The sequence below is a fragment of the Stenotrophomonas sp. GbtcB23 genome (assembly GCF_019091045.1).
Taxonomy (GTDB): domain Bacteria; phylum Pseudomonadota; class Gammaproteobacteria; order Xanthomonadales; family Xanthomonadaceae; genus Stenotrophomonas; species Stenotrophomonas rhizophila_A.
The window spans coordinates 1-25,149 of the sequence record NZ_JAGXKC010000014.1 but is presented as its reverse complement, the minus strand read 5'-3'; the positions used below and the strand labels follow the sequence as shown (position 1 = coordinate 25,149).

The following is a 25,149-nucleotide window of genomic DNA, read 5'->3' as shown; positions in this document are numbered from 1 at the left end:
TGATCCAGCATTGCGCAGTGACACGTCGCGCGCGATTCCCAGGCAACCGCCGCCGGCTCCGGCCGGGACGGCACTACCCACGAGTTACGCACCCCCATGAGCGAAGAAACCACTGCCCTGCCCCCGCGTGAAGCCATGGAATTCGACGTGGTGATCGTCGGCGCCGGCCCTGCCGGCCTGGCCACCGCGATCCGCCTGCGCCAGCGCGCCATCGAGGCCGGCCGCGAGCTGTCGGTGTGCGTGCTGGAAAAGGGCTCCGAACCCGGCGCGCACATCCTGTCCGGCGCGATCATGGATACCCGCGCGCTGACCGAACTGTTCCCGGACTGGGCCGAACGCGGCGCGCCGCTGAAGCAGAAGGTCACCCGCGACGAATTCCTGTTCCTCAGCCCGGAAGGCGCGCGCAGCACGCCGCATGCGCTGTTGCCGGAATGCTTCCACAACGAAGGCAACTACATCATCAGCCTGGGCGAGGTCACCCGCTGGCTGGCGCAGCAGGCCGAAGCGCTGGAAGTGGCGATCTTCCCCGGCTTTGCCGCCGCCGAAGTGCTGTACGACGAGAACGGCGCGGTGATGGGCGTGGCCACCGGCGACATGGGCATCCGCAAGGATGGCTCGCACGGGCCCAACTTCGAACGCGGCATGGAGCTGCATGCCAAGTACACGATCTTCGCCGAAGGCTCGCGCGGCCACCTGGGCCGCGAGCTGATCGCACGCTTCCAGCTCGACGCCGGCAAGGACCCGCAGGCGTACGGGATCGGCATCAAGGAGCTGTGGCAGATCGACCCGGCCAAGCATGAGCCGGGCCTGGTGGTGCACACCGCCGGCTGGCCGCTGGACAGCGATACCTACGGTGGTTCGTTCCTGTACCACGCCGACGGCGGCAAGGTCGCGGTGGGCTTCGTGGTCGGGCTGGATTACCGCAACCCGTGGATGAGCCCGTTCGAGGAATTCCAGCGCTTCAAGACCCACCCGTCGATCCGCAAGCACCTGGAAGGCGGCAAGCGCATCGCCTACGGCGCGCGTGCGATCACCGCCGGTGGCCTCTTGTCGCTGCCCAAGACCGTGTTCCCCGGCGGCGCGCTGGTCGGCTGCGAAGCCGGCTACCTCAACGCCAGCCGGATCAAGGGCAGCCACGCGGCGATCAAGACCGGCATGCTGGCCGCCGATGCGGCCTTCGATGCGCTGGTGGCCGATCGCCAGCGCGACGAGCTCAGCGCCTACCCGGCCGCATTCGAAGGCAGCTGGCTGCATGATGAGCTGAAGCAGTCCAAGAACTTCAAGCAGTGGTTCAAGAAGGGCCGCAGCGTGGCCACGCTGATGACCGGTATCGAGCAGTGGCTGCTGCCCAAGCTGGGCATCCGCAACCCGCCGTGGACGCTGCGCCACAGCAAGGCTGACCACGAGTGCCTGGAACCGGCGTCGCAGCACACCAGGATCGTGTACCCCAAGCCGGACAACGTGCTCACCTTCGACCGGCTCAGCTCGGTGTTCCTGAGCAGCACCAACCACGAAGAAGACCAGCCTTCGCACCTGACCCTCAAGGACGCGAGCGTGCCGGTGCGGGTCAACCTGGCCGAGTACGCCGGCCCGGAAGCGCGCTACTGCCCGGCCGGGGTGTACGAATTCGTCGGCAGCGAAGGCCACGAGCAGCTGCAGATCAACGCGCAGAACTGCGTGCACTGCAAGACCTGCGACATCAAGGACCCCACCCAGAACATCGTGTGGGTTACTCCGCAAGGTGGCGGCGGGCCGAACTACCCGGCGATGTGATGCGGCTGCCGCGCCGGTTGCTGGTGCTGATGTGCTGCCTGCTGCTGGGCGCGTGCGCACGTACGCCGCAGACGCCCGAGCAGGCGCGGCAGCAGGAACGCCAGCGTGCGTTCGCGATCTGCGGTGGCTGCCACACGGTCACTGCCGGCGGCGTGCACCGCTTCGGTCCCAACCTGCACGGCGTGCTGGGGCGCCGCGCGGGCAGCGTGGCCGGCTATCCCTACTCGCTTGCGATGCAGCGCGCCGACCTGGTCTGGACCGAGCAGACCCTGGACGCGTTCCTGCGCTCTCCGGCCACCGTGGTGCCGGGCTCCAGGATGGTCAATGCGACGGCGGATCCGGAGCGCCGGCGGCTGGTCATCGAATACCTGAAGGAACAGCCGTAGGGACACCCCATGGGTGTCTGCGCTTTGATCAGGCATCGCGCGGACACCCATGGGGTGTCCCTACGATTCGTCCAGGCTGGCCAGGTACACCTGCAAGGCGTCCTCGAACGCGCGGATGTCGTCGGCGCTGGCCGTCAGGCCGTGTTCTGGAATCCGCTGCATCAGGTCGCGCGCCTGGGTGGCCAGTGCTTCGGCGCCCAGCGTGCCCAGCCCTCCGACGATACGATGCAGCACCTCAACCGCGGTGTTGCTGTCGCCCATGTCGCGCGCTTCCCAGCCGCGCTGCAGGTCGTCGGCGGTGGCCTGGCGCATGCTGTCGATCAGCACCGTGGCCACGTGTTCGGAACCGAAGCGGCGCACGATCGCCGCGCGCGTGGGCGCCACCGCAGGCGCGGCTTCCACCGGCGGCGTGGCGTCACGCACAGCGTCGTCCGCATCGTCCGAGGGCAGCCAGCGGCGCAGCGCCTGGCGCAACGTGGCCAGCGCCACCGGCTTGGCCAGCAGGTCATCCATGCCGGCTTCGCGGCAGCGCTGCACGTCTTCGGCCAGCGCGCTGGCGGTGAGCGCCAGCACCGGCATGCGCTGGCCCCTGCCACGTTCGCGCTCGCGGATGCGCCGGGTCAGGGTGTAGCCGTCCATCACCGGCATGCGGCAATCGGTGATGACCAGGTCGAAATGCGAGGATGCCAGCAACGCCAGCGCGGCTTCGCCATCCACCGCCAGCTCATGCTGCAGCCCCAGCTGCTGCAGCCGCCAGCGCATCAGGGCCTGGTTGGTGGGATGGTCTTCCACCACCAGCACCCGGCGCCGTGCCTGGCCCGGCGGCAGCGGGTCGACGTCGCCGCCGGGGCGCTGCTCGTCACGCACGGTTTCCTCGCCGGGCACCAGCGGCAGGCTCAACAGCACCTCCACGCGCGTGCCCTCGCCCGGCACGCTGTGCATCTCCAGTCGCCCGCGCATCAACCCCACCAGGCGCTGGCAGATGCTCAAGCCCAACCCGGTGCCCCCGTAGTGGCGGGTGATCGCCACATCGGCCTGGGCAAACGGTTTGAACAGCCGCTCGCGCTGCTCGGGTGAAATGCCGATACCGGTGTCGGCCACCGTCAGCCGCAACGCCTGCGCCATCTCATCATCGCGCTCCACGCTCAATGCGATGGTCACCGCGCCTTCGTTGGTGAATTTGATGGCGTTGCTGAGCAGGTTGAACACGATCTGGCGCAGCCGCATGCCATCGACCAGGTGCTGGTGGGCGACGGCGGGATCGACCTCCAGGCTGAGCGAAAGGTTCTTGCTGGAGGCCTGTGGCGACAGCAGCTGCTGCACGTTGTCGAGCAGGCTGCGCAGCATGACCGGCTGCGGCTCCAGCGGCAACGCGCCGGCTTCGATGCGCGAGTAGTCGAGGATGTCATCCAGGATCTGCCGCAGCATCTGCGCCGAATCCTCGATGACCGCGATGATGCGCCGCTGCTCGCCATCCAGGTCGGTGTGCGACAGCGCTTCGACCATGCCCAGCACGCCACTCATCGGCGTGCGGATTTCGTGGCTCATGGTGGCCAGGAAATTGGATTTGGCCGCGGTGGCCCGTTCGGCGTCGGACTTGGCGGCGGCCAGGGCATCGGCCTGTGCGCGCGCTTCGGTCACGTCCACCCAGTAACCGCTCCACAGCACTACACCGTGTTCGGCGGCATACGGCAATGCGCGGGTACGCACCCAGCGCACCGCGCCGTGCGGGCTGGTGCGGAACTCCATGTCCAGCGCGGAGAAATCGCGCGCGGCGTCGTGCAGCGCGCGGTTGACCGCCTCGCGGTCGCGCGGGTCGATCTGGTCGACCAGGCGGGTTTCATCAGCGACCACTTCGGCGGTGCTGACCCCGAACATCGACTGCAGGTCGCCGGTGATGTACGGGAACGTCACCCGGCCATCGCTGTCACGGCGCGCCTGGTAGACGATCGCCGGCAGGTTGTCGGTCACTTCCACCAGCCGCTGTTCCAGCCGGCGCCGCATGCCGACCTCGCGACGCAGCCGCCAGTAGCCCCAGCCATGCACGATGATGCCGGTGAGCAGCACCAGCGACAGCGGCACCGCCCAGCGCGCGACCGAGCGCCAGTCCAGCCCGGTGCGGTATTCGGCCAGCAGCCAGTCGCCCCGGATGGCGGCGTGCTCGCGTGGGGTGAGGTTGGCCAGCACCCGGTCGAAGGTGGTGGCCAGAGGCGCGTACTGGCGTTTGACGGCCAGCGACAGCTGGTCGCTGAAGCCCGCCGGCGCGGCCACGTGCAGCTTGGCCGGATACACCTCGCGAACCACGCGGTCGACCATCGCCAGGTTGCCCACGTAGGCATCGGCGTCGCCATTGGCCAGTCGCGACAGTGCCTGCTCCACGCCGCGCGCCGGCACGATGCGCGCCTTGGGCGCGTACTGGAGGATGTAGCCGCGCAGGCGCTCGGGGTCGGAGAGCAGGATGCTGCGCCCATCCAGGTCGCCCAGCCCCAGTACCGAACGGCTGTTGTTCGGGGTGACGATCACGTTGGGCACGCTGATGAAGGGCTGGCTGAAAACCCAGTCATCGCCCAGGTAATGCGCATCGTTCGGCATGCCCATCACCACATCGACATCGCCGCGGCGCATCTGCTCGCGCACCTCGAACCAGTCGTGCGCGGGCACGCGGTTCAACTGTGCCCCGACCATGCGCAGCTGGCGCAGGTAATCGCCGGCCACCCCGCTGGGTTCGCCGGCCGCATCGATGAACGACAGCGGCGCCCCATTCGGCGCATAGCCCATGCGCAACGGGGTGGCCAGGATGCGGCGTTCGGCCTCGCCCAGGATCAGCCGCGACTGCGCCGACCACTGCAGTGGCGGCAGCCAGCGCTTGTACAGCGCCTCGCGCTGCGCGGCGGTCACGGTGGACAGCGCGCTGTCGAGCGCTTCTGCCAGCGGCTGGCGGGCATTGGGCACGCCGAAGTGGAGGCGCTCGGGCGGCAGGTCGCTGGGCCGCAGCAGGGCGATACCGTCAATGTCCTGCTCGCGGATCAGGGTGCTGGCGACGTGCGCATTGCCGATGTACACATCGGCCTTGCCCTGGGCCACCATCGCCAGCGCGGCCCGGGTATTGGGCGCGGTTACCTGGCGGGCGGCGGGGAAGCGTGAACGCACCTGGTTGCTGGTAAGGAATTCCTGCTCGGTGACCACGCGCAGCCCGGCCAGGTCCGGGTCGCTTGAGGTCCGGGTATCGCCCACCCGGCCCACCAGGGCCAACGGCGCGTCGGCGTAGGAGCCGGTGTAGACCATGCAGCGGGTGCGGTCCGGGGTGAGGGTGATGTTCATCACCACGTCGACCTCGCCCCGGCATGCCGCATCCAGCACGTCTGCCCAATCGCGATACACCCGCACCTTCACCCGCACGCCGAGCTGCCGGGTCAACAACATCAGGTAGTCGTAGCCGAGTCCATCGGGGCGGCCGTTGTGCATGAATTCGAATGGTGGCCAGCCGCTGTCGTACAGCCCCAGTAAGATGGTAGGGTTCCGGTCGATCCATTCAGCCTGGCGCGGTGACAGCGACGGTGCAGGCGCCGGAGCCGCGATGGCGCCCAGCGCGATCACCAGGCCCAGCACGACCAGCCAGCGGACAACCGAGGTACGCATGCTGTCAGTTCTCCCAGGAGTGATCCGCCCACCGCGACGTGCCCCGAGGGGCCGCTGCCTTAACGGCCATACTATTCCATGAGCTTGCGCATAATCATCGCCGACGACCACCCGGTGGTCCGCATCGGCACCAAATCCGTGATCGAATCCAGTGGCGTGGGCCACGTGGTGGCCGAAGCCAGCAGCGTGGATGAGCTTTTGGCCGTGCTCAAGGTCAAGGAGTGCGACGTGCTGGTCACCGATTACTCCATGCCCGGCGGCGGCCAGCCTGACGGTTTTGCCATGATCGGCCAGGTCCGCCGTCACTATCCGGACCTGCCGGTGCTGATGCTGAGCGTCTCCAACAACCTGGCGATCCTGCGCATGGTGGTTGGAACCGGCGTGCTCGGGCTGGTCGACAAGACCTCGTCGATGGAAGAACTGCCGGTGGCGATCCAGACCGTGCACCGCGGCCAGCCGTATGTCAGCCGCACCCTGAAAAAACGCATCGACAAGATCGGCACGGAGGGCATGGGCGACGATCGCGCACGCGCGCTGTCGCCCCGTGAGGTGGAAGTCCTGCGCCTGCTGGGCAGCGGCCTGATCGTCAAGGAAATCGCCGCGAAACTGCACAAGAGCGTGAGCACCATCAGCCGGCAGAAAGGCGATGCCATGCTCAAGCTTGGCCTGGACAATGACGCCGATCTGTTCGATTACATCAAGATCCACCGCTTCTGAAAGTGCGTCACCGATCCATGCCCTGTTTGCCGACACTACCGTTTCAATGACGAACACCGATCACCGCGTGCAGGGCCTGGACAACGATGACGTCGCCGCAGATTGGCCTGCAATCGACGACGCCGAACTTGCCTGGCTGCGCGGGCACTATCCGGTGCTTGAGGGCGACTGCCACGTGGTGTGGCACAGCCCGCGACCGTTTTCAGCGGCCGCGCTGGTGGAGTGCGGATCACGGCGCTGCTTCATCAAACGCCACCATCGCAGCGTGCGCACGGCCGACGTGCTGGCTGAAGAGCACCGTTTCATCGCGCACCTGGCCGCTGCCGGACTCCCGGTCGTGCAGGTGCTGCAGGCCTGCGATGGCGCCACGGCGATCGCCCATGGCAACTGGACCTACGAACTGCACGCGCAGGGTGACGGCCATGACCTGTACCGCGACAGCCCCTCCTGGACACCGCTCGGCGATGCCGCGCAGGCGCGCACTGCCGGTGCGATGCAGGCCCGCCTGCACCTTGCATCGGCCAGCTACCGCGCGCCCCAGCGCAGCACGCACCTGCTGGTGGCGCGCGATGACCTGATCCGCGCCCCTGATCCACTTTCACTGCTGAAGCGTGAGCTGCCCGACCGACCGGGGCTGGCCAGCTACCTGTCGCGCCAGCAGTGGGAACACGACCTGCAGCGCGCGGTGCTGCCCTGGCACGCGGCCCTGGGCGACCGCCTGGCCGCCGAGCCGGTGCTGTGGGGGCACAACGACTGGCACGTCTCCAACCTGCTCTGGCACGGGCAGGGCGCCACGGCGTCGATCGCCACCGTGTTCGATTTCGGCCTGGCCTCGCCGACCAGTGCCCTGTTCGACCTGGCCACCGCGATCGAGCGCAATGCCATCGCCTGGCTGGATGCAGGCGGCGATGGCCCGGTGGCGCATGCCGATATCGCGCTGGCGCTGCTGGCCGGCTACCGCCAGGTACGGCCGCTGGGGGCCGCCCAGGTGCACCTGCTGGCCGACCTGCTGCCGGTGGTGCACCTGGACTTCGCCCTTTCGGAAGTGGAGTACTTCCAAGGGGTTACCGGCTCTCCGGCCAACGCCGACGTGGCGTACCACACGTTCCTGCTGGGCCATGCCGACTGGTTCGCCAGCCGCCCGGGCCGGGCCCTGCTGGATGCCGTGCACGCCGCTGCCTGAGCCACCGGGGTCGCAACGGCGGCCGATTGGTGTGAAACTAGCCACTGAAGCGGGGGTGCCTGGCGTTGCCAGGCTGAGAGAGTCCCTTGGAACCTGATCCGGTTTGCACCGGCGTAGGGAGCTTGAGCAGCGAGCGCATCCCCCATTGCGGGCCGGTGCGCCTGCGCGCCGTCGCTTCGTCTCCTCTGGCTGATGACGAATCGAATGAACCGCTGCTACCGCCTCACGCTGTTGACCGCCGCCCTCTGCGCCGCCCTGCCGCTGTACGCCAGTGACGCCGACAGCGCCGCGGGCGAGCGCTCGCCCACCGACCTGGCCGGCATCCGCGTACAGGCGCGCAAGCCCGCCGCGCCGCTGGCGCCCTCGAGCAGCTTCGGCAGCGCGGACTGGAAGAACACCCCGGCCTCGGTCAACGTGCTCGACAGCGCCTTCCTGGATCGCCTGCAGGTGCGCACCCTGTCCGAGCTGGCCCGGCACGACGCGTCGCTGGGCGACAGCTACGCACCGGTGGGCTATTACCAGAACATCGCCATCCGCGGTTTCGCGCTGGACCCGGCCACCGGCTACCGCTTCAACGGGCTGTCCATCGCCGGCGAACAGCGGCTGGCGCTGGAAAACGTGCAGCAGGTGGAAATCCTCAAGGGTGAAGCCGGGCTGGCCGCGGGCGTGATGGCGCCGGGCGGGATCATCAACTACGTCGGCAAGCGCCCCGCCGATGTGCGCAACATCACCCTGGCTACCGATTCGGAAGGCTCGCGCTACGCGGCGGTGGACCTGGGCGGCTGGCTTACCCCGCGCTTCGGGCTGCGCTTCAACGCGGCCTGGGATGACACCTCGTCCTACATCGAGCATGCCGACGGCCGCCGCAACTTCTATTCGCTGGCCGCCGACTGGCTGATCGGCGAACGCGGCAAGCTGGAAGTGGATGCCAACTACCAGACCAGCGCGCAGCGTTCGGCGTCCGGTTACCAGCTGCTGGGCGGCAGCGAACTGCCGCGCGGCGTGGACCGCAGCCGCATGCTGGGCCACCAGCCGTGGCAGCAGCCGGTGGGCATCGACAGCACCAACCTCACCGCGCTGCATACCTACGATTTCAGCCCGGCCTGGCAGTCGCGCGTGTCGGTGGGCCACAGCCGCTCGGTGATCCAGGACAACGTCGCCTTTGCGTACGGCTGCTACTACGCTGCCGGCTGCGCCGATGGCAGCGTGCCGGGCAACTACTTCGCGCCCAACGGCGACTACGACATCTACGATTACCGCAGCCCCGACGACGTGCGCCGCAATGACGAGGCACGCGGCGAACTGCGCGGCCGCTTCAGCACCGGCGCGGTGGAACACGAACTGTCGGTGGGGCTGAGCGCGTTCCACCGCACCGTGGACAAGCGCCAGAACGTCAACGAGTACGTGGGCACGGCCAACATCGGCGATGCGCAGGTGCCGGTGTTCGATCCCTCGCCGCTGCAGCCGGGCCCGTCCGCGCGGCGCCTGGACAGCTGGCAGCGCGCGGTGTTCGCGCTGGACCGCATGCACTTCGGCGATGACTGGCAGTGGCTGGCCGGCGGCCGCTACGTGCGCCTGGATGAGCGCGCCTACGACAAGCGCGGCACCCCGGAACGGCACAGCCGGCTGTCGCAGTTCCTGCCGCAGACCGCGCTGGTGTGGCAGGCCACCGAACAGCTGAACGTGTACGCCAGCTACGTGGAAGGCCTGTCGCTGGGCCAGGAAGCGCCGTTCTGGACCTCCAACGGCAGCACCTTCCTGCCGGCCATGCAGTCGCGCCAGCGCGAGCTGGGGGTCAAGTACGCCGCCACCGACGGCCTGATGCTGGGCGCAGCGGTGTTCCGCACCACCCAGCCGTTCCAGTACGCCAAGCCGGACGCCAGCGAGGCCGGCTTCACCTTCGTGCAGGAAGGTACCCAGGCACACACCGGGCTGGAGCTGACCGCCAATGGCCAGGTCACCGAGCGGCTGGCGCTGAACGCCAGCGCCAGCGTGCTGCAGGCGCGCGCGCGCGATGCCGGCACCGCGTTCTACGACGGCCAGCAGCTGGTCAACGTGCCCAAGGTGCGTGCGGCCGTGCACGTGGACTATGCCCTGCCGTTCGTGGCCGGTTTGGCGGTGAGTGGCGGCTGGCGCTATGCCTCGTCCAATGTGGCCACGGTGGATGGCAGCGTCAAGGCACCCTCGTATTCGGTGTTCGATGCCGGTGTGCGCTTCCAGCACGCGCTGCGCGAGCATCCGGTGACCTGGACGCTGTCGGTGGACAACGTATTCGACCGCTTCTACTGGCGTGACACCGGCAGCAGCTATGGCGATTACTACCTGTTCGCCGGTGCGCCGCGCCAGGCGCGCCTGTCGGTCACCTTCGGCCTGTGAGCGCGCTCCTGCTCGAATGGAGCGCCGTCGCCGCCAGCCTGCTGGGGGTGTGGCTGATGGCCAAGCGCCGCGTGCTGGCGTGGCCGGTGGGACTGCTGGCGGTGGGCCTGTATGCGGTGGTGTTCATCGAAGCACGGCTGTATTCGGACACCCTGCTGCAGGTCGCTTTCGGCGGTTTCCTGCTGTACGGCTGGCTGAGCTGGCACCGGCATGCCGAGCAGGATGGCGCGATCGTGATCGTGCCGCTGCCGCGCCCGCAGCTGCTGCGTGACCTCGGCGTGGGCATCGTCTTCGGCATCGCGTTGGGCGCGGCCATGCACACCTGGACCGATGCCGCGCTGCCTTGGCTGGACGCGATGCTGGCCGCGCTCAGCCTGGTGGCGCAGTGGTGGCAGGCACGCCGGCACGTGGCCACCTGGTGGCTGTGGATCGTGGTGGACGTGGTCTACGTGGGCATGTACCTGGCCAAATCGCTGGACATCACCGCCGGGCTGTACCTGGTGTTCGTCGGCCTGGCCGTAATGGGCCTGCGCGCGTGGTCGGCCGCAGGCCATGCCGGGGCGGCACTGAAACCGCGCTAGGCGCGTAATGCCTCAGTCGAGCAGAAAACGCATCGCCCCGGTGCCCAGCGCCGGGTCGGTGCTGCCCGGCCGGCCATCTTCGATGCGCCCGGCCAGGCGCTGCATCACGCCGGGCTGCTGGATCTCCAGGTCGTACCAGCCTGCCGTGGGAGCGGCGTTCCAGCGGATCTCCATGGCCTGCCCCGGCGCCAGCTGCAGCTCACGTTCCGGCATGCGGCCGGCGTAGACGGCAGCGCGTACGCTGACGGCCTGCGCGGTGGCCGTGGTGTTGTGCAGCTGAAGCTTCAACTGCCCGCCCTCCCCGCGCAGTGACGCCTGCACCGGTGCAGCGGCGTTGGCAGCGCCACGGAACTGCCGGTGGAAGCCGTTCGGGCCCAGCAGCCACAGGTCGTAGCCTTCCCCTGCGTGCAGCGGCCAATGATCCTGCAGCGGCGCACCAGGCGCCACGGTGTAGCGGCGCGGAATCGCCTCCAGCCGCAGCCGGTCGTAGACGTGCAGTACCGCGGCGGCGCCTTCGCACCCCAGGGTCAGCTGCACCTTGGTGTTGCCCGCATCCAGTGCGATCTCCGCCTGGGGGCGGTACGGCAACGCGCGCGCCGGGCGCACACCCGGTTCCTGCTTTGCCGGTTCAAGGTCTGCCGGCAGCGCCGGCACCGTGCGCCCGGGCAGCGCCGCCGCCCGCGCGGCGACGGCAGCGGTAGCCGGCAGCGACGCAACGAAGGGCCGCGTATCGGATGCGGTGAAATCGAAGGCACCGGTCAGGTCGCCGCACACCGCGCGGCGCCACGGCGACAGTTCCGGTGCAGGCACCCCGAAGCGGCGCTCGATCAGGCGGATCACCGAGGTGTGGTCGTACACCTGCGAATCGACCCAGCCGCCCCGGCTCCACGGCGAAATCACGTACAGCGGCACGCGTGGGCCCAGCCCGTAGGGGCGGCCACGCAGGTCAAGCGGGTCGGCCTTTTCGTTGCCCGGCGACGGATGCAGGTGGTACTCGCCGTCGGTGGACACTGCGGAAGCACCTGCCCAACCCCCCGTGGCGGTGGTATCACGCGACGGCGGTGCAGGCGGCGGCATGTGGTCGAAGAAGCCATCGTTCTCGTCGAACATCAGCAGCAGCGCGGTGCGGCTCCAGACGTCCGGGTCCGCTGTCAGCGCATCCAGCACGCGCGCGGTATAGGCCGCGCCCTGGGCAGGGCTGGACGGACCGGGATGTTCGCTGCCGGCGGCATCGGCAATGATGAAACTTACCTGCGGCAGCTGCCCTTTCAGCACGTCCTCGCGCAGCTGCGCCAGGCCACGGGTGCTGACCCCGCGCTCGCGCAGCGCTGCGTCATGCCCGGGCGCGCCGCGCCACGCCTGGCGGAACGGCTCGAAGCCGGCCAGCGGGTTGTCGGTGAAGTTGTCGGCCATGTCCTGGTAAATCCGCCAGTCGATGCCCGACCGTTGCAGGCGCTCGACGTAGGTGGTCCAGGTGTAGGAATCGGGGTTGCCGCCCAGTTCCGGAAAGTTGTCGTGCGAGTTGGCCACGGCCGGCCCGCCGCCGCGTGCGTGCGGATCGTTGTGGCCGGTCCACAGGAACAGCCTGTTCGGATTGGTGCCGGCCTGCATTGCGCAGTGGTAGGCATCGCACACGGTGAAGGCCTCGGCCAGCGCGAACTGGAACGGCATGTCATCGCGGCGGTAGTAGCCCATCGCATGGTCCTGCTTGGCCGCCGGCCAATGCGCCATGCGCCCGTGGTCCCACGCACGCTGCGCATCGGGCCAGGTGTGCGGGGTGCCTTCCACGCGCATGTAGCCGAAGTGCGCGGCGGTATCCAGCGGGAACGGGGCGATGCCGTGGGTGCCGGCCGCGTTCGGCTGCAACCAGATGTTGCGGCGTGGCTGCCCGGCGGCCAGCGGGGCCGCCGGCACCACGAAGCGGTCGCCGAAGCCGCGCACGCCGGGCAGCGTGCCGAAGTAGTGGTCGAAGGAGCGGTTCTCCTGCATGAACACCACGATGTGCTGCACATCCTCAAGGCTGCGGCTGCGCGCATGCGGGGCGATCGCCGCCGCACGCGTGATGCTGGGCATCAGCGCGCCGATGCCGGCGGCCAGCCCGGCCTGCAGCAGCCGGCGCCGGCCGCTGTCAGGCAAGGACGGGCGCGCAGGGCTCACAGGTCGACCCGCACCGAGAAGCCCACGGTGCGCGGCGCACCGATGAAGGCCGAATCGCTGCCGTCCACGCCGGCCAGGTAGCGGCGGTCGGTGAGGTTGCTGACCACCAGGTTGGCGCCCACGCCCTTCAGCTTCGGCGACAGGCTTTGCAGGTCGAAGCCGATGTTGGCGTTGAACACCGTGGCCGACGGCAGGCGGTTGTCGTTGGCCGCATCCAGGTAACGCTCACCGAGGTAACGCCCGGACAGGCCGACGTTCCAGCTGTCGCCCTGCCAGTCGGCCGAGACCACCAGCACGTGCTTGGGCTGGCCGATCACCTGTGCACCGTCGACGATGCCCAGTTCGGTGTCGCGCGCCACGTTGCCGCTGCCCAGGTACTTGGAACGGTTGTAGGTGTAGGCACCATTGATGCGCCAGCCGTTGTCCCAGCCATAGCCGAGCGCGGCTTCCAGGCCGGTGCTTTCCACGCCACCAAAGTTCTCGTAGACGCCATCGGTCTCGTCCAGGTAATCGATGCCGTCGGCCAGCCGCGCGGGCAGGTAGACGATGCGGTTGTCGAACTTGATGTTGTACAGGGTCAGCGAGCCGGTCAAGGGCCAGCGGCTCACGCGCAGGCCGAGCTCGATGTTGTCGGCGGTTTCCGGTTCCACCCGCGAGAAGCGTTGCGCGTCGGTCTCGCCAAGCACGCCGGAGGGAATGGCGGCGAAGTTCTGCGAGTAGCCACCGAACAGTTCCAGCCCTGCCACCGGCAGGGTCCAGGTGCCGCCGGCGGAAACCAGCGGGTCGGACTTCGAATCCGAACGCACGTTCTCGGCGCTGCCGATCACGCGGTTGCGCTTCTGGTCGACGAAGAACTGCTTGACCCCCACGCGTGCGCTGAACGGCCCGAAGCGCGCCACGTCCTCCACGTAGTACATCTGCTCATCGGTCTTGTAGCGGTCTTCGAACTGCACCCAGTACGGCTGGTGGTCGAAGCTGATGTCGGTGCCGACGTTGAGCAGGCGGTGCCAGTCGCGGCGCACGCTGCGATCAAACTGCTCCAGCCACACACCAGCGCGCACGGTGTTGTCGACCGTGCCCAGAGTCTGCTTCCATTCCACGTCGGCGGTGACGCCGGCGCGGTCGTTGTCGTAGTGCGAATGGCGGTAGGACTGCACGCCCTGCACGCCCGGTGCGTAGCAGTTGGGGTCGTACTCGGCACTGAAACCGGCGCGCGGCACGCAGCCGGCGCGCATCTGCGCGGCGCTGCCATCGGGATTGACGAAGTAGAACTGGCCCAGCGCGCTGCCGCCGTACACGGTGCTGCCGCCAAGGTATTCCGATTCCGGCGCGCCCACGCCATCGTTGCGCGCCTGCACCAGGTAGGGTGGCAGCCAGTCGCCACGGCCTTCCATTTTGTGCGCGTAGCCGGTGAGCGAAAGCTTGAACCCGTTGCCGCTGTCGAACGCGCCGCGCAGGTAGCCGAAGGTGTTCTCGCGCAGCGCGCGCGAACCGGAACGAAAGTTCTGGTCCAGGTAGGGAATGCCGGTGAGCGTGCCGGTGAGCCCGTCGCGATCCGGGTTGGTCGCGAACGCTTCCGGGGTGACACTTGTGTATTCGGGCTCGTCGGCATCGTTGTACGAGGCGTAGCCGCTCAGCGTCCAACGGTCGAGCTCGGTGATGAACTTGGCGGCCAGGTGATCGTTGCTGACGTGGCCGCTGCCGTCGATCCAGTCGTTGACGCGGGCTGAGGAGGCGCTGACCCACGCGCGGGTGTTGCCACCGAGCACGCCGGTGTCATAGCGCACGTAGTACTTGCGCGCGTCGTTGTCGCCGCCACCGGCGACCATGCGCAGGCGCGCGTCCTGCAGCGGGTCGCTGGTAAGGAAGTTCAGCGTGCCGCCGAGCGCTTCGTTGGAGCGCGAGGAGATGTCCGCCGTGCCCTGGCTGACTTCAATGGTCTCCAGGTCCAGCGTGTCGATGTAACGGTTGGCCAGCGAACCGCCGCCGTAGCCGGAGCCGCCGTTGGGCAGGCCATCGATCGTGGTACCGATCTGCTGCGTGTCGCGGTTGGTCACGAAGCCGCGCATGCTGATCTGGGTACCCCAGACCGAGGAGCCGGTGGCGTCGGCTTCGCTCACCACCACGCCGGGCAGTTCATTGAGCGCGTTGTTGACGCTGCCCAGGATCTGCTGGCGCTGCAGGGTTTCCTGGCTCACGGTGGTCTTGGCGAAGCTGGTGGCCTGCCCGATGACCTGTACCTGGTCCAGCGTGCGCGCGTCATCGGCGGGTGCCGGTTCGGCGGCGATGGCCTGTACGGAAGCAGAAAGCAACAGGGCGAGCAGCGAGACACGGGGATAACGGCCAGCAGTGGGCATCGGTCATGGGCGCGGCAGTGGGGTCGGCCGGCAGTATTGGCAGCTGGGGTTACGTGCCCATGACATGCGCGCGACGGGTGTTCCGTCGCGCGCACGTGTCATTCCCTCAATGCGCGCCGTGCGTGGAGCGGTGGCGGAACCTGCGCGACATCCATTCGCCGAGGTCATCCATCACGGTGAATGCCGCCGGGATCACGATCAGGCTGAGCAGCGTGGAGGTGATCAGGCCGCCGATCACGGCAATCGCCATCGGTGCGCGGAAGCTGGAATCACCGGCGAAGCCCAGCGCGATCGGCATCATGCCGGCGCCCATCGCCAGGGTGGTCATGATGATCGGCTGGGCGCGCTTGCGGCACGCATCGATGAGCGCGTCATGCTGGCTCATGCCCTGTTCGTCTTCGGCCATCACCGCGTAATCCACCAGCAGGATGGAGTTCTTGGTGGCGATACCGATCAACATCAGCAACCCGATCAGCGCTGGCAGCGAGAGCATGTTCTGGGTGATCAGCAGCGCACCGAACGCACCGCCGGCGCACAGCGGCACCGCCGCCAGGATCGTCACCGGCATCAGCGCGTGGTTGAACAGCAGCAACAGCACCATGTAGATGCAGATCAGGCCGGCGGCCATGGCCAGCATGAAGCCGATGAACAGCTCCACGAACACTTCGGCATCGCCGGTGTTGAGGAAGGTCACGCCCGGCGGCAGCTGCTTGACGCTGGGCAAGGCCTGCACTTCGGTCATCACATCGCCCAGCGGGCGGCCGTTGAGTTCGGCGGTGAGGGTCACGTTGCGCTGGCGCTGGTAGCGCGAGATCTGCGACGGGCCACTGCCCTGGCGGATCTCGGCCACCGCCGCCAGCGGCACCGGGCCATCGCGGCCGGGCACGCGCAACTGCCCGATCAGCGCCGGGTTGGCCAGCGTGGCCTCGGCGAAGCCGACCCGGATCGGCACCTGTCGATCAGGCAGGTTGAGCTTGGCCAGGCGCTGCTCGTAGTCGCCGGCGGTGGCAATGCGCGCCGCTTCGGCGATGTCCTGGGTGGCTACGCCGAGGTCGGCAGCGCGTGCGGCGTTGGGCACGATCTGCAGTTCCGGGCGCAGCAGCGAGGCGGTGGAGGTCACGCTGCCCAGGCCCTGGATGCCGCGCAGGTCGCGTTCCAGGGCGGTGGACGCGTCCTGCAGGCGCTGCGGGTCGTCACCGGACAACACCAGCTGCAGCAGGTTGCCCGGCTCGGAGCTGACATAGCTCACGCGGACGCCGGGCAGGTTGGCCAGGCGTGCGCGCGCATCGCGTTCCAGCGCGCGCTGGTCGCGGTCGCGGTCATCGGCCACGCCCCAATCCAGGATCAGCGTGGCCTTGCGCGGTTCGCCCACGCCGGTGGCGCTGGGGTCGCCCAGGTCGAGCACGGCGCCCACGGCGGTGTAGACCTGCTTCAGCTCGGGCATGTCCTTGAGCAGCGCACGCGCACGTTCGGCCACGGCCACGGTTTCCTGCAGGCGGGTGCCCGGTGGCAGCTCCAGATTGAGGTTGCTGCGGCCCAGGTCGGACTGCGGAATGAAGGTGGCCGGGATCAAGGGGACCAACGCCAGCGACCCTACGAACATGGCGAACGCCAGCCACAGGGTCCAGCCGCGGTGGCGCAGTGCCTTGTCCACCCAGCCCAGGTACCAGCCCATCAATTTCGATTCGGGCTTCTCCTCGCCGTGCGGCTTGAGCAGGTAGGCGGCCATCATCGGGGTGAGCAGGCGCGCCACCAGCAGCGAGAACAGCACGGCGGTTGCCGCGGTCCAGCCGAATTCTCGGAAGAACTTGCCGGCGATGCCGGGCATGAATGCCACCGGCACGAATACGGCGGCCAGGGTCAGCGAAGTGGCGATCACCGCATTGCCGATTTCGCCGGCGGCTTCGCGCGCGGCCTCAAGCGGGGGCTTGCCCATGCGCAGGTGGCGCACGATGTTTTCGATTTCCACGATCGCGTCATCCACCAGGATGCCGACCACCACCGACAGCGCCAGCAGGGTGATGATGTTGAGCGTGAAGCCGAAGAAGTACATCACCGCGAAGGTGGGGATGATCGACAGCGGCAGCGCCAGCGCCGATACCCAGGTGGCGCGCCAGTCGCGCAGGAACAGCCACACCACCAGCAGGGCCAGCAGCGCGCCCTCCCACAGCATGGTCATCGACGAATCGTAGGAGCGGTGGGTTTCGTCGATGGCGGTGGTGACCAGGCGGAAGTCGATGCCCGGGTGCTCGGCCTTTATTTTGTCCAGCGCGTCATGCACGCCGGCTTCCACCTTCACTTCGCTGGAACCGCGGGTGCGCGACATCGAGAATGCCACGACCTTCTCGCCGTCCAGCAACGCCGCTTCCGTGGGGTCGGCCGCAGCGTCGGTCACCGTGGCCAGGGTGGACAGCCGGACCGCGCGGCCGTCGGGCAGCGCGATGGAGTAGTCGCGCAGCGACTGCGCGTCACCGACCGTACCCAGGGTGCGGATGGTCTGCTGTGCGCCTTCGATCTCCGCCTTGCCGCCGGCGCGCTCGACCTGGATGCGCGCCAGTTGCTGCGAGACATCACCGGCGGTGATGCCCATCGCGATCAGGGCGTTGGGGTCCAGGTCCACGCGCACCTGGCGCTGCACGCCGCCCACGCGGGTGACCCGGGCCACGCCCGGCACGCCGTACATCGCACGCGAGATGTCGCGGTCCACGAACCAGCTGGCCTCGTCCGGGGTCATGTGCGGGGCGACCAGCGCGTAGGTCATCAGCGAACCGCCGATATCGACCTTGGAAATCACCGGTTCCTGGATGTCCTGCGGCAGGTCGGTGCGGATGCGGGTGACCGCATCGCGGGTATCGTCGAGCGCGGTGGCCAGGTCGGCCTCGAGCTGGAATTCGATGGTGGTGGTGCTGACGCCTTCGCTGACCGAGGAGATCACGCGCTTGACGTTGTTGACCGTGGCCACCGAGTCCTCGACCTTGCGGGTGACCTCCGCCTCCAGCTGGCTGGGCGAGGCGCCCGGCTGGGTCACGGTGACCGTGGTCATCGGGAAGGCGATGTCGGGGAAGCGGGCGACCGGCAGCTGGTAGAAGCCCCACAGGCCGGCCACGCACAGCACGAAGAAGATCAGCAGCGCGGGTAACGGGCGCTTGATTGCCCAGGCGGAGACATTCATTTCGCGGCTGCCTTGGCATCGGCCACCACGCGCACGCGATCGCCTTCACCGAGGAAGCCGGCGCCGTCCACCACCACGCGGTCGCCGGCCTTGACGCCGTCGAGGATGGCGGTACGGCCCTGCACCGCTTGGCCGGTGCGCACGCGCAGCCGCGCGGCCTGCTGCTTGTCGTTCACCGTGAACACATAGCTGTGGCCATCGCGCTGCACGATCGCGGCGGTCGGGAGGGTCAGCACCGGGCCCTCGCCGGTGACGATGCGGCCTTCGACGTACACCCCCGGCTTGAGCGTGCCCGGCTCGGGCAGGTCGGCATACAGCGTTCCGGTGCGGGTCTGCGCGTCCACGCCCGGGGTCACCGCACGGATGCGCCCGGTGACCACGGCACCGGCATACGGCAGCTCCACCGTGTTGCCCACGGCCACGCCGGTGAGCTGGTCTTCGGGCAACTCGGCGCGCCATTCCAGGCGGCCGTCGCGGATCAGGCGCAGCAGCTCGGTGCCGGCCGAGACCACTTGGCCGGGCTGGACCAGGCGCTTGGAGATCAGACCATCGGCCGGCGCGCGCAGGTCGGCGAAGTCGCGGCGCAGCTTGGCCGCGTCACGCGCCGCACGGGCGGTGGCGGTCTGCGCTTCGGCATTGATGCGGTTGGCGCGCAGCTCGTCCAGGCTGCTTTCGCTGATCAGCTGCTGCGCGGCCAGCTTGGCGCTGCGCTCGTAGTTCATCCGCGCCAGGTCCTGCGCCGCCTGCGCCTGCTTCAGCGAGGCGTCGGCCTGGGCCAGTTCGCTGTCCAGCGTGCGGTGGTCCAGCTGCAGCAGCACCTGGCCCTGTTTGACCCACTGGCCGACGTCCACCGGCAGTGCAGTCACGCGCTGGCCGCTGATTTCGACGCCCAGCTGCATTTCCTCGTACGCGGATACCGGCCCGGAAACCAGCACCGTGCGCGCCATGGTCTGCTGCTGCACGGTGGCCAGCGAAACCGGCAGCGCGGAGCTGGCCGCCGCTGCCTCCGCTTCGGCTTTTTCGTCCTTGCCGCCGCATGCGGTGACCAGGGCGAGGGTGAGCAGGAGCAGTGAACTGCGGAGAAGAGGTGCACGCATGGAGGAGCTTCCGTGTCGAAACCGCGGGAACAGGGGAAAGGGAAAACGAATCAGGGTGTTCGGGCCAGGCGCAGCTCGATGCCGTCGAGCATCAGGCCGAGGCCCTGTTCGAAGCGCGTGTCGAAATCGACCTCGCTCCAGACCTCACGGGCGTCCCAGCAGTGCGGGAAACGCGCTTCGGCCAAGGCCATGAAGGCCTCGCCCAGCGCTTCCATGCTGCCGTCGCCGGGCCAGGACTGTTCTTCGATGACAAAGCCCATCGCGTAGTACACCAGGTCCATCGAGGCAGTCGCGGCGAACCGCACCGACGCACCGGCGCCGACCAGCGCGGCGATGCTGGCCTCGCCCACCCGCAGCACGTTCTCGGTGGCCAGGAACGTGCCTGCATACACCCGCGCACCGTCGCGGCGGGCCTTGAAGGCCACCCGGAATTCGCGGGCGATCTGCAGCAGGGTCTGCCGCCAGGGCTGGCCTTCGGGAATGTCGCGGGCCACGTCCACGATCATGGCGTCGGCCATGGCATCGACCAGCGCCTGCTTGCTCTTGAAGTGCCAGTACAGCGACGGCGCGCGGATGCCCAGCGTGCAGGCCACCTTGCGCAGGGTCACGCCCTCCATGCCGGCCTCGTCGAGGATCTTGAAGGCGGCACCGACGATGTTGTCCCGGGCGATGGGTTGACGCACTGGGGGCTTCTACCTAACGTTGTTAGGGGGCGAATCTAACAGTGTTAGGTTGTTGGGCGCAATGGCTGGCGTATCCTGATTCCGGACCCGCCCCCCCCGCTTTTGGTGCATAGCCACCGTGACGCATTGACGTCTTGGCGTGGGGCCGGTCCACCCGAACTAGGCTTCGCGTTTCTTCGGCTGGGTTTCATGCGTCAATTGCGCTGATCACTGGCGTCGGCAGTCGTCTGGCGAGCGACTCTACCGGCGCCCAGATTGCAGCTGCGGCTGCAGAAGCGAATCTGGCTCGTTGACAGCCTCAGTAATCGCCGCGTACTTGCAGTGGACCCGACTTAGATCTGCAGCGATTGCATTCGCAAGCGGACGGCGTGCAGGATAGCCTTGGGTGAGCCTTTAACAACAGCATTGGACGTATTGGAGACCGGTATGAGCAGGGAACGCGAAAAGACCACAGTGTCGATTGAGGAATACGAAAAGGTTCAGACAGTACTGAATGCACTTATGGACCAACTGGCTTCGCAACTCCCCAATGAGTCTGCGAACCGCATCAAGGAAATCTACGAATTTAGGTCGTCAATTCTTGGCGAAACCGATAGAGGCGCAGTTCTCATGGCCGCAGCCTTTCTGGACGACAAGCTTAAGGGACTTATCGAGAAGCGCTTGGTCCAGGATAGAAAGGTAAGAAAGCGAGTTTTCGACTTCAATGGAGCATTAGGCACTTTTTCCTCTCGGATAGATTTTGCCTACCTGATTGGAGTGATTCCAAAGAACGCCCAGAAGGACTTACATACCATTCGAAACATCAGAAATCAGTTCGCCCATCATGCAGCTCCCCTCAGCTATGACGACGAAAAAGTGAAGGGTCTTTGCAACAACCTAGTCTTTCATGGGGTTCTCGAAACTGCTGATGCAGGCTCCAAGTTCAGACGGTCGGTCATGGGTCTCCTCACCCATGTCACCCTTGCATTTGAATCGACGGAGGCTATCGAGGCTCATCCGGACTTCTCCATCCCCGACCGAGCAGGTGCATACCAAATTGTGTCAAAGGTGTTCACGGACGTCACAGGTGCCGAGTATCCACTGAAGCACGAGCATGAGTCAGTTGGCGCGCGGTAACTACGTACAAAGGGGAGACTTGCACCGGACACCTACCAGTTCCGGCTGATCGCAGCGACGACACCGGAACGGGGGCACCGTGCTGCCGGCGTTCTGGCAGACCAGCTGGTTCGTGCTGGCGATGCTGGCGTTGGCAGGCGCTCTGGTCTGTCGTCCACGGCGGCAGCGAAGGACATTGGGGCCTGCCTGGCATGCGCGAACGCGCGGCACTGTGCGGCGGCACGTTGTCGGTGCAGGCACTGGGCACCGGCGGCACCCGGGTAGCGGTGCGCCTGCCACGCTGGCGGGGCTTCCGGCGCTGAGGAAAGCGCTTGCGTTGGGCAGCGCCACGATGCACGGTGCACTCCTCACCAGGACCTTGCCATGACCCTCCGCATCCTGACCATCGATGACCATCCCCTGATCCGCCAGGGCATCGCATCCATGCTGGAGGTGGAACCGGGCCTGGAACTGGTCGGCGAGGCCGCCGATGCACTGGACGGCATCGAACAGTACCGGCGCCTGCGGCCGGACATCGCGCTGGTCGACCTGCAGATGCCCGGTGTGGATGGGATCGAACTGACCCGTCGCCTGCGCGCGGAGTTTCCGCAGGCCCGCGTGGTCATCCTGACCACCTACCGGGGCGATGCCAATGCGCGCGACGCACTGGCAGCGGGCGCCTGCGGCTACCTGCTGAAGAGCTCGCTGCGCCGCGAACTGGTGGAGGCGCTGCACCGCGTGGCACAGGGCAAGCGCTGCCTGTCGGCGGAGATCTCCGAAGAGATCGCCCAGCACATCGGCGAGGAACCGCTGACCGCGCGCGAGCAGTCCATCCTGGCCGCGCTGGCGCAGGGGTGGGAGAACAAGCGCATCGCCAATGACCTGGGCATCTCATCGGAAACGGTGAAGTCACACCTGGCGCGCATCTTCGAGAAGATCGGTGCACGCACCCGTACCGAAGCCATCCATATCGCCCTGCGTCGTGGGCTGGTGCGGCTGGACGACTAGCGCTTCATCATCGGCAGCGGCCGCAGCGGATGGCGCAGCCCATGCCGCAGCGAGAACTGGACCAGGCGCAGGTGGAAGCCCAGGCGCGGGAATCGCTCTACGGCGCGGGTGAAGTCATCCGGATGCAGGTCGAAGCGGAGCAGCCCCAGCGAAACATCGATCCAGTCGGCGCGGCGGAACGCCTCGATGCGGCGGTCCTGGTCCGGTGGGACGCGCGAGATCCGGTGGTGCTCGCTGATCATCGCCACCACCACCGGCACCAGTTCCGGCCGCTCCTGCTCGAGCAGGTACTGCCGGGCCAGCGCTTCGGAAGGCGCCAGGTAATCAAAGGTCCCAGCAGTCCAGATCCCAAGATCATGAAACGCAACGGCCACCGACAGGGCGTACAGATCGTGCACCGTGCCCGGCAGCATGCACCAGTGGAAATTGGCCACGCGGTAGGTGTGGTTGCGGTAGGGATGGAAGTCCCGGCCCAGCACATTGGCGTGGCGCTCCAGGATCTCATCCAGCACAGCCAGGCGGTCGAGCATGGCGTTCTCCCGATGCACGGCGCGACGTCGTGCTGCTGGCAAGGGTAGCGCCGACGCGGGCCGGTGGCCGCCGCCGGCCGGGTTATCCGTAAATCCCCCATGTGGGGGCGACGGCGCCGCAGCCCCCGGATGGGGGAGCACCTGCGCGCCCGAACGACCGATGCCCCGCCCTGCGCGTGCGTGGGAGGCTGCGCACGTCCCTTCTGCCGAGGCTGCCATGAGCTACTTCACCACGTCCGACGGTACCTCCCTCTACTACAAGGACTGGGGCAGCGGCCCCGTGGTGTCCTTCAGCCATGGCTGGCCGCTCAACGCCGATGCCTGGGAAGCCCAGGTGTTCTTCCTGGCCAGCAACGGCTACCGCTGCATCGCCCACGACCGGCGTGGGCACGGGCGCTCCAGCCAGCCGTGGAACGGCAATGACATGGACACCTATGCCGATGACCTGGCGCAGCTGTTCGCGCACCTTGGAGTGAGCGAGGTCACCATGGTGGGTCATTCCACCGGCGGCGGCGAAGTGGCGCGCTACATCGGCCGGCATGGCACCAGCCGGGTGGCCAAGGCGGTGCTGATGGGCGCGGTGCCGCCGATCATGCTCAAGACCGCCGACAATCCCGACGGTCTGCCCATCGAGGTGTTCGATGGTTTCCGCAGCGCCTACCTGGCCGACCGCGCGCAGTTCTTCCTGGATGTGGCGACAGGTCCGTTCTTCGGTTTCAACCGCCCGGGCGCCAAGGTATCCGAAGGATTGATCCGCTCGTGGTGGACGCAGGGCATGCAGTCGGGCCACAAGAATGCGTACGACTGCATCAAGGCGTTCTCCGAAACCGACTTCACCGCCGACCTGGCGAAGTTCGATGTTCCCACCCTGATCATCCACGGCGATGACGACCAGATCGTGCCGATCAAGGCCGCAGCGCTGCGCTCGGCGACGCTGATCAAGGGCGCCCAGCTGAAGATCTACCCCGGCGGTGGCCACAGCCTGGGCGATACCGCCAAGGAGCAGCTCAACCAGGACCTGCTCGCGTTCCTCAGCACCTGAGCGCGCCTTCCCCCGCGCACCCCTTACGCGCCGGCCATGCAGGCGCGCTGCTTCGTCACCGAGGACCTGCCATGAATACTGTTCCCCCCGCAGCCCTGCATGCCGTGCCGTCCGACGTCCGCGGCCCCTCCCGCAGCGAAGAATTCATCAGCGGCGGCGAGCGCGAGCTGTTCATCCGCAGCTGGCGCCCGACCGGGAAGGTGCGCGCGGTGCTGGCCATCGTGCCCGGCTTCAACTCCCATAGCGGGCACTACCAGTGGGCCGCCGCGCAGTTCACCGCGATGGGCTTGGCCGTGTATGCCGTGGACCTGCGCGGCCGCGGCAAATCCACTGGTGAACGTTTCCATGTCGAGCACTTCGACGATTACCTGGCCGACGTGCAGTCGCTGCTGGATGTCGCGCGCTCGCGCGAACCCGGGCTGCCGGTATTCCTGCTCGGGCACAGTGCCGGCGGGGTGATCGCCTCGGCGTACACGCTGGCGCACCAGGACGAACTGGCCGGCCTGATCTGCGAAAGCTACGCCTTCCAGGTGCCGGCACCGGCGCCGGTACTGGCACTGGTGCGCTGGCTCAGTGGCCCGTTCCCGAAGCTGCGGGTGCTCAAGCTGCCCAACAAGGAATTCTCGCGGCTGCCCGAGGTGGTAGCGGCGCTCAATGCCGATCCCCTCATCGCCAACGAGAAGCAGACGGCGCTGACCGTGGCGCAGATGCTGGTCGGCATCGACCGGCTCAAGCGCGGTTTCCCGAGCCTGCGCCTGCCGGTACTGATCGCGCATGGCACCGCCGACAAGGTCACCGTCCCCGCCGGCAGCCAGGTGTTCGACGACAACGCCGGTTCAACCGACAAGACGCTGCTGCTTTACAAGGACCACGCCCATGACCTGCTCAACGATGCAGGGCGCGAAGGCGTGGTGCGCGACTTCCAGCAATGGATCGAGCGGCACCTCACCGCCGCCGCCGCGGCCGATGCGGAGCGCAGCGCATGAGTGCTTCGCTCCCTGCGACAACCATGAGCGCGATCGAAGCGCCGGACCGTTTCGTGGAGGTGCAGGGTCGTCGCCTTGCCTACCGTGACATCGGCAGTGGCACGCCGCTGCTGCTGTGTACGCGCTTCCGCGGGACACTGGATTATTGGGACCCCGCCTTCCTTGATGCGCTCGCGGCGCTGGGCTTCCGCGTGATCACGTTCGACTACAGCGGCCTGGGCGCGTCGACCGGCACGCCCGACTACGGCCCGACCGCGTTGGCCCAGGATGCAAACGACCTTGCCGAAGCGCTGCAGCTTGAGCGCTTCGTTCTGGGCGGCTGGTCGCGGGGTGGGCAGGCCGCACGGGTGTGCCTGGCGCGCTGGCC

18 protein-coding genes and 1 riboswitch are annotated in these 25,149 nt (G+C 67.7%); of the genes, 11 read left to right on the top strand and 7 right to left on the bottom strand.

The annotated features are described in order from the left end of the window. Window positions 1-96 precede the first annotated feature (96 nt). The gene (locus tag KVS69_RS07935) at window positions 97-1,773 is read left to right on the top strand and encodes an electron transfer flavoprotein-ubiquinone oxidoreductase (RefSeq protein ID WP_217537679.1); all 1,677 of its coding nucleotides are present in this window, start codon (window positions 97-99) and stop codon (window positions 1,771-1,773) included. Window positions 1,774-1,802: 29 nt separating this feature from the next. After that, window positions 1,803-2,159, top strand: a complete 357-nt coding sequence (locus KVS69_RS07930; protein ID WP_345776796.1) for a c-type cytochrome — start codon at window positions 1,803-1,805, stop codon at window positions 2,157-2,159. A 60-nt stretch (window positions 2,160-2,219) separates the two neighbouring features. Here KVS69_RS07930 and KVS69_RS07925 read toward each other — a convergent pair whose 3' ends face one another. After that, entirely contained in the window at window positions 2,220-5,798 is a 3,579-nt protein-coding gene (locus KVS69_RS07925; RefSeq protein ID WP_217537678.1) for a transporter substrate-binding domain-containing protein, read from the bottom strand. Window positions 5,799-5,876: 78 nt separating this feature from the next. Here KVS69_RS07925 and KVS69_RS07920 point away from each other — a divergent pair, with 78 nt between their 5' ends. The 4 genes from KVS69_RS07920 (at window position 5,877) to pnuC (ending at window position 10,655) form a co-directional block, all read left to right on the top strand. Further along, window positions 5,877-6,515, top strand: coding sequence for a response regulator (locus KVS69_RS07920; protein ID WP_068848316.1), 639 nt, complete (start codon window positions 5,877-5,879; stop codon window positions 6,513-6,515). A 46-nt stretch (window positions 6,516-6,561) separates the two neighbouring features. Then, on the top strand, window positions 6,562-7,698 hold the full coding sequence (locus KVS69_RS07915) for a phosphotransferase (protein ID WP_217537677.1): 1,137 nt from the start codon (window positions 6,562-6,564) through the stop codon (window positions 7,696-7,698). Window positions 7,699-7,739: 41 nt separating this feature from the next. Continuing rightward, a riboswitch (TPP riboswitch) is annotated at window positions 7,740-7,835 on the top strand. A gap of 67 nt (window positions 7,836-7,902) precedes the next feature. Further along, window positions 7,903-10,074 (top strand): TonB-dependent siderophore receptor, encoded by a 2,172-nt coding sequence (locus KVS69_RS07910; protein WP_217537676.1) that lies wholly within the window; start codon window positions 7,903-7,905, stop codon window positions 10,072-10,074. Then, window positions 10,071-10,655, top strand: a complete 585-nt coding sequence (gene pnuC, locus KVS69_RS07905; RefSeq protein WP_345776794.1) for a nicotinamide riboside transporter PnuC — start codon at window positions 10,071-10,073, stop codon at window positions 10,653-10,655. Before KVS69_RS07910 ends, pnuC begins: the two co-directional genes overlap by 4 nt. 12 nt (window positions 10,656-10,667) lie before the next feature. Here the strand turns inward: pnuC and KVS69_RS07900 are convergent, their stop codons facing one another. From KVS69_RS07900 to KVS69_RS07880, 5 genes are all read right to left on the bottom strand, one after another. Beyond that, on the bottom strand, window positions 10,668-12,791 hold the full coding sequence (locus KVS69_RS07900) for a phospholipase C, phosphocholine-specific (protein ID WP_217537713.1): 2,124 nt from the start codon (window positions 12,789-12,791) through the stop codon (window positions 10,668-10,670). Window positions 12,792-12,808: 17 nt separating this feature from the next. Continuing rightward, entirely contained in the window at window positions 12,809-15,169 is a 2,361-nt protein-coding gene (locus KVS69_RS07895) for a TonB-dependent receptor (protein WP_217537675.1), read from the bottom strand. A 106-nt stretch (window positions 15,170-15,275) separates the two neighbouring features. Beyond that, a complete protein-coding gene (locus KVS69_RS07890) occupies window positions 15,276-18,341 on the bottom strand; it encodes an efflux RND transporter permease subunit (protein WP_217537674.1) in 3,066 nt (1,021 codons plus the stop codon). Then, window positions 18,338-19,438: an efflux RND transporter periplasmic adaptor subunit gene (locus KVS69_RS07885; protein ID WP_217537673.1), complete on the bottom strand. Its 1,101-nt coding sequence runs from the start codon at window positions 19,436-19,438 to the stop codon at window positions 18,338-18,340. The genes KVS69_RS07890 and KVS69_RS07885 overlap by 4 nt, the downstream gene beginning before the upstream one ends. 50 nt (window positions 19,439-19,488) lie before the next feature. Beyond that, window positions 19,489-20,121 (bottom strand): TetR/AcrR family transcriptional regulator C-terminal domain-containing protein, encoded by a 633-nt coding sequence (locus KVS69_RS07880; protein ID WP_184126243.1) that lies wholly within the window; start codon window positions 20,119-20,121, stop codon window positions 19,489-19,491. A gap of 426 nt (window positions 20,122-20,547) precedes the next feature. Here KVS69_RS07880 and KVS69_RS07875 point away from each other — a divergent pair, with 426 nt between their 5' ends. After that, complete coding sequence (locus KVS69_RS07875) at window positions 20,548-21,237, top strand: MltR family transcriptional regulator (protein ID WP_217537672.1); 690 nt, start codon at window positions 20,548-20,550, stop codon at window positions 21,235-21,237. A gap of 363 nt (window positions 21,238-21,600) precedes the next feature. Continuing rightward, window positions 21,601-22,224 (top strand): response regulator transcription factor, encoded by a 624-nt coding sequence (locus KVS69_RS07870; RefSeq protein WP_093535221.1) that lies wholly within the window; start codon window positions 21,601-21,603, stop codon window positions 22,222-22,224. Here the strand turns inward: KVS69_RS07870 and KVS69_RS07865 are convergent. After that, window positions 22,221-22,754, bottom strand: a complete 534-nt coding sequence (locus KVS69_RS07865) for a hypothetical protein (RefSeq protein ID WP_217537671.1) — start codon at window positions 22,752-22,754, stop codon at window positions 22,221-22,223. The two genes, KVS69_RS07870 and KVS69_RS07865, sit on opposite strands and share 4 nt — an antisense overlap. Before the next feature lie 217 nt (window positions 22,755-22,971). On the opposite strand from KVS69_RS07865, the gene KVS69_RS07860 reads away from it, so the two are divergent. From KVS69_RS07860 to KVS69_RS07850, 3 genes are all read left to right on the top strand, one after another. Next, window positions 22,972-23,796 (top strand): alpha/beta hydrolase, encoded by an 825-nt coding sequence (locus tag KVS69_RS07860; RefSeq protein WP_217537670.1) that lies wholly within the window; start codon window positions 22,972-22,974, stop codon window positions 23,794-23,796. 71 nt (window positions 23,797-23,867) lie between these two features. Beyond that, window positions 23,868-24,782, top strand: a complete 915-nt coding sequence (locus KVS69_RS07855) for an alpha/beta hydrolase (RefSeq protein WP_217537669.1) — start codon at window positions 23,868-23,870, stop codon at window positions 24,780-24,782. Further along, on the top strand, window positions 24,779-25,149 hold a 371-nt coding region (locus KVS69_RS07850), incomplete at its 3' end, for an alpha/beta hydrolase (RefSeq protein WP_217537668.1). The genes KVS69_RS07855 and KVS69_RS07850, both read left to right, overlap by 4 nt.

What these genes read in the sequence shown, in the direction of transcription:
- KVS69_RS07925 (WP_217537678.1), bottom strand. Translation starts at nt 5,798, where the DNA reads ATGCGTACCTCGGTTGTCCGCTGGCTGGTCGTGCTGGGCCTGGTGATC.
- KVS69_RS07920 (WP_068848316.1), top strand. Translation starts at nt 5,877, where the DNA reads ATGAGCTTGCGCATAATCATCGCCGACGACCACCCGGTGGTCCGCATC.
- KVS69_RS07935 (WP_217537679.1), top strand. Translation starts at nt 97, where the DNA reads ATGAGCGAAGAAACCACTGCCCTGCCCCCGCGTGAAGCCATGGAATTC.
- KVS69_RS07910 (WP_217537676.1), top strand. Translation starts at nt 7,903, where the DNA reads ATGAACCGCTGCTACCGCCTCACGCTGTTGACCGCCGCCCTCTGCGCC.
- KVS69_RS07860 (WP_217537670.1), top strand. Translation starts at nt 22,972, where the DNA reads ATGAGCTACTTCACCACGTCCGACGGTACCTCCCTCTACTACAAGGAC.
- KVS69_RS07865 (WP_217537671.1), bottom strand. Translation starts at nt 22,754, where the DNA reads ATGCTCGACCGCCTGGCTGTGCTGGATGAGATCCTGGAGCGCCACGCC.
- KVS69_RS07915 (WP_217537677.1), top strand. Translation starts at nt 6,562, where the DNA reads ATGACGAACACCGATCACCGCGTGCAGGGCCTGGACAACGATGACGTC.
- KVS69_RS07870 (WP_093535221.1), top strand. Translation starts at nt 21,601, where the DNA reads ATGACCCTCCGCATCCTGACCATCGATGACCATCCCCTGATCCGCCAG.
- KVS69_RS07895 (WP_217537675.1), bottom strand. Translation starts at nt 15,169, where the DNA reads ATGCCCACTGCTGGCCGTTATCCCCGTGTCTCGCTGCTCGCCCTGTTG.
- KVS69_RS07890 (WP_217537674.1), bottom strand. Translation starts at nt 18,341, where the DNA reads ATGAATGTCTCCGCCTGGGCAATCAAGCGCCCGTTACCCGCGCTGCTG.
- KVS69_RS07930 (WP_345776796.1), top strand. Translation starts at nt 1,803, where the DNA reads ATGTGCTGCCTGCTGCTGGGCGCGTGCGCACGTACGCCGCAGACGCCC.
- KVS69_RS07875 (WP_217537672.1), top strand. Translation starts at nt 20,548, where the DNA reads ATGAGCAGGGAACGCGAAAAGACCACAGTGTCGATTGAGGAATACGAA.
- KVS69_RS07885 (WP_217537673.1), bottom strand. Translation starts at nt 19,438, where the DNA reads ATGCGTGCACCTCTTCTCCGCAGTTCACTGCTCCTGCTCACCCTCGCC.
- KVS69_RS07855 (WP_217537669.1), top strand. Translation starts at nt 23,868, where the DNA reads ATGAATACTGTTCCCCCCGCAGCCCTGCATGCCGTGCCGTCCGACGTC.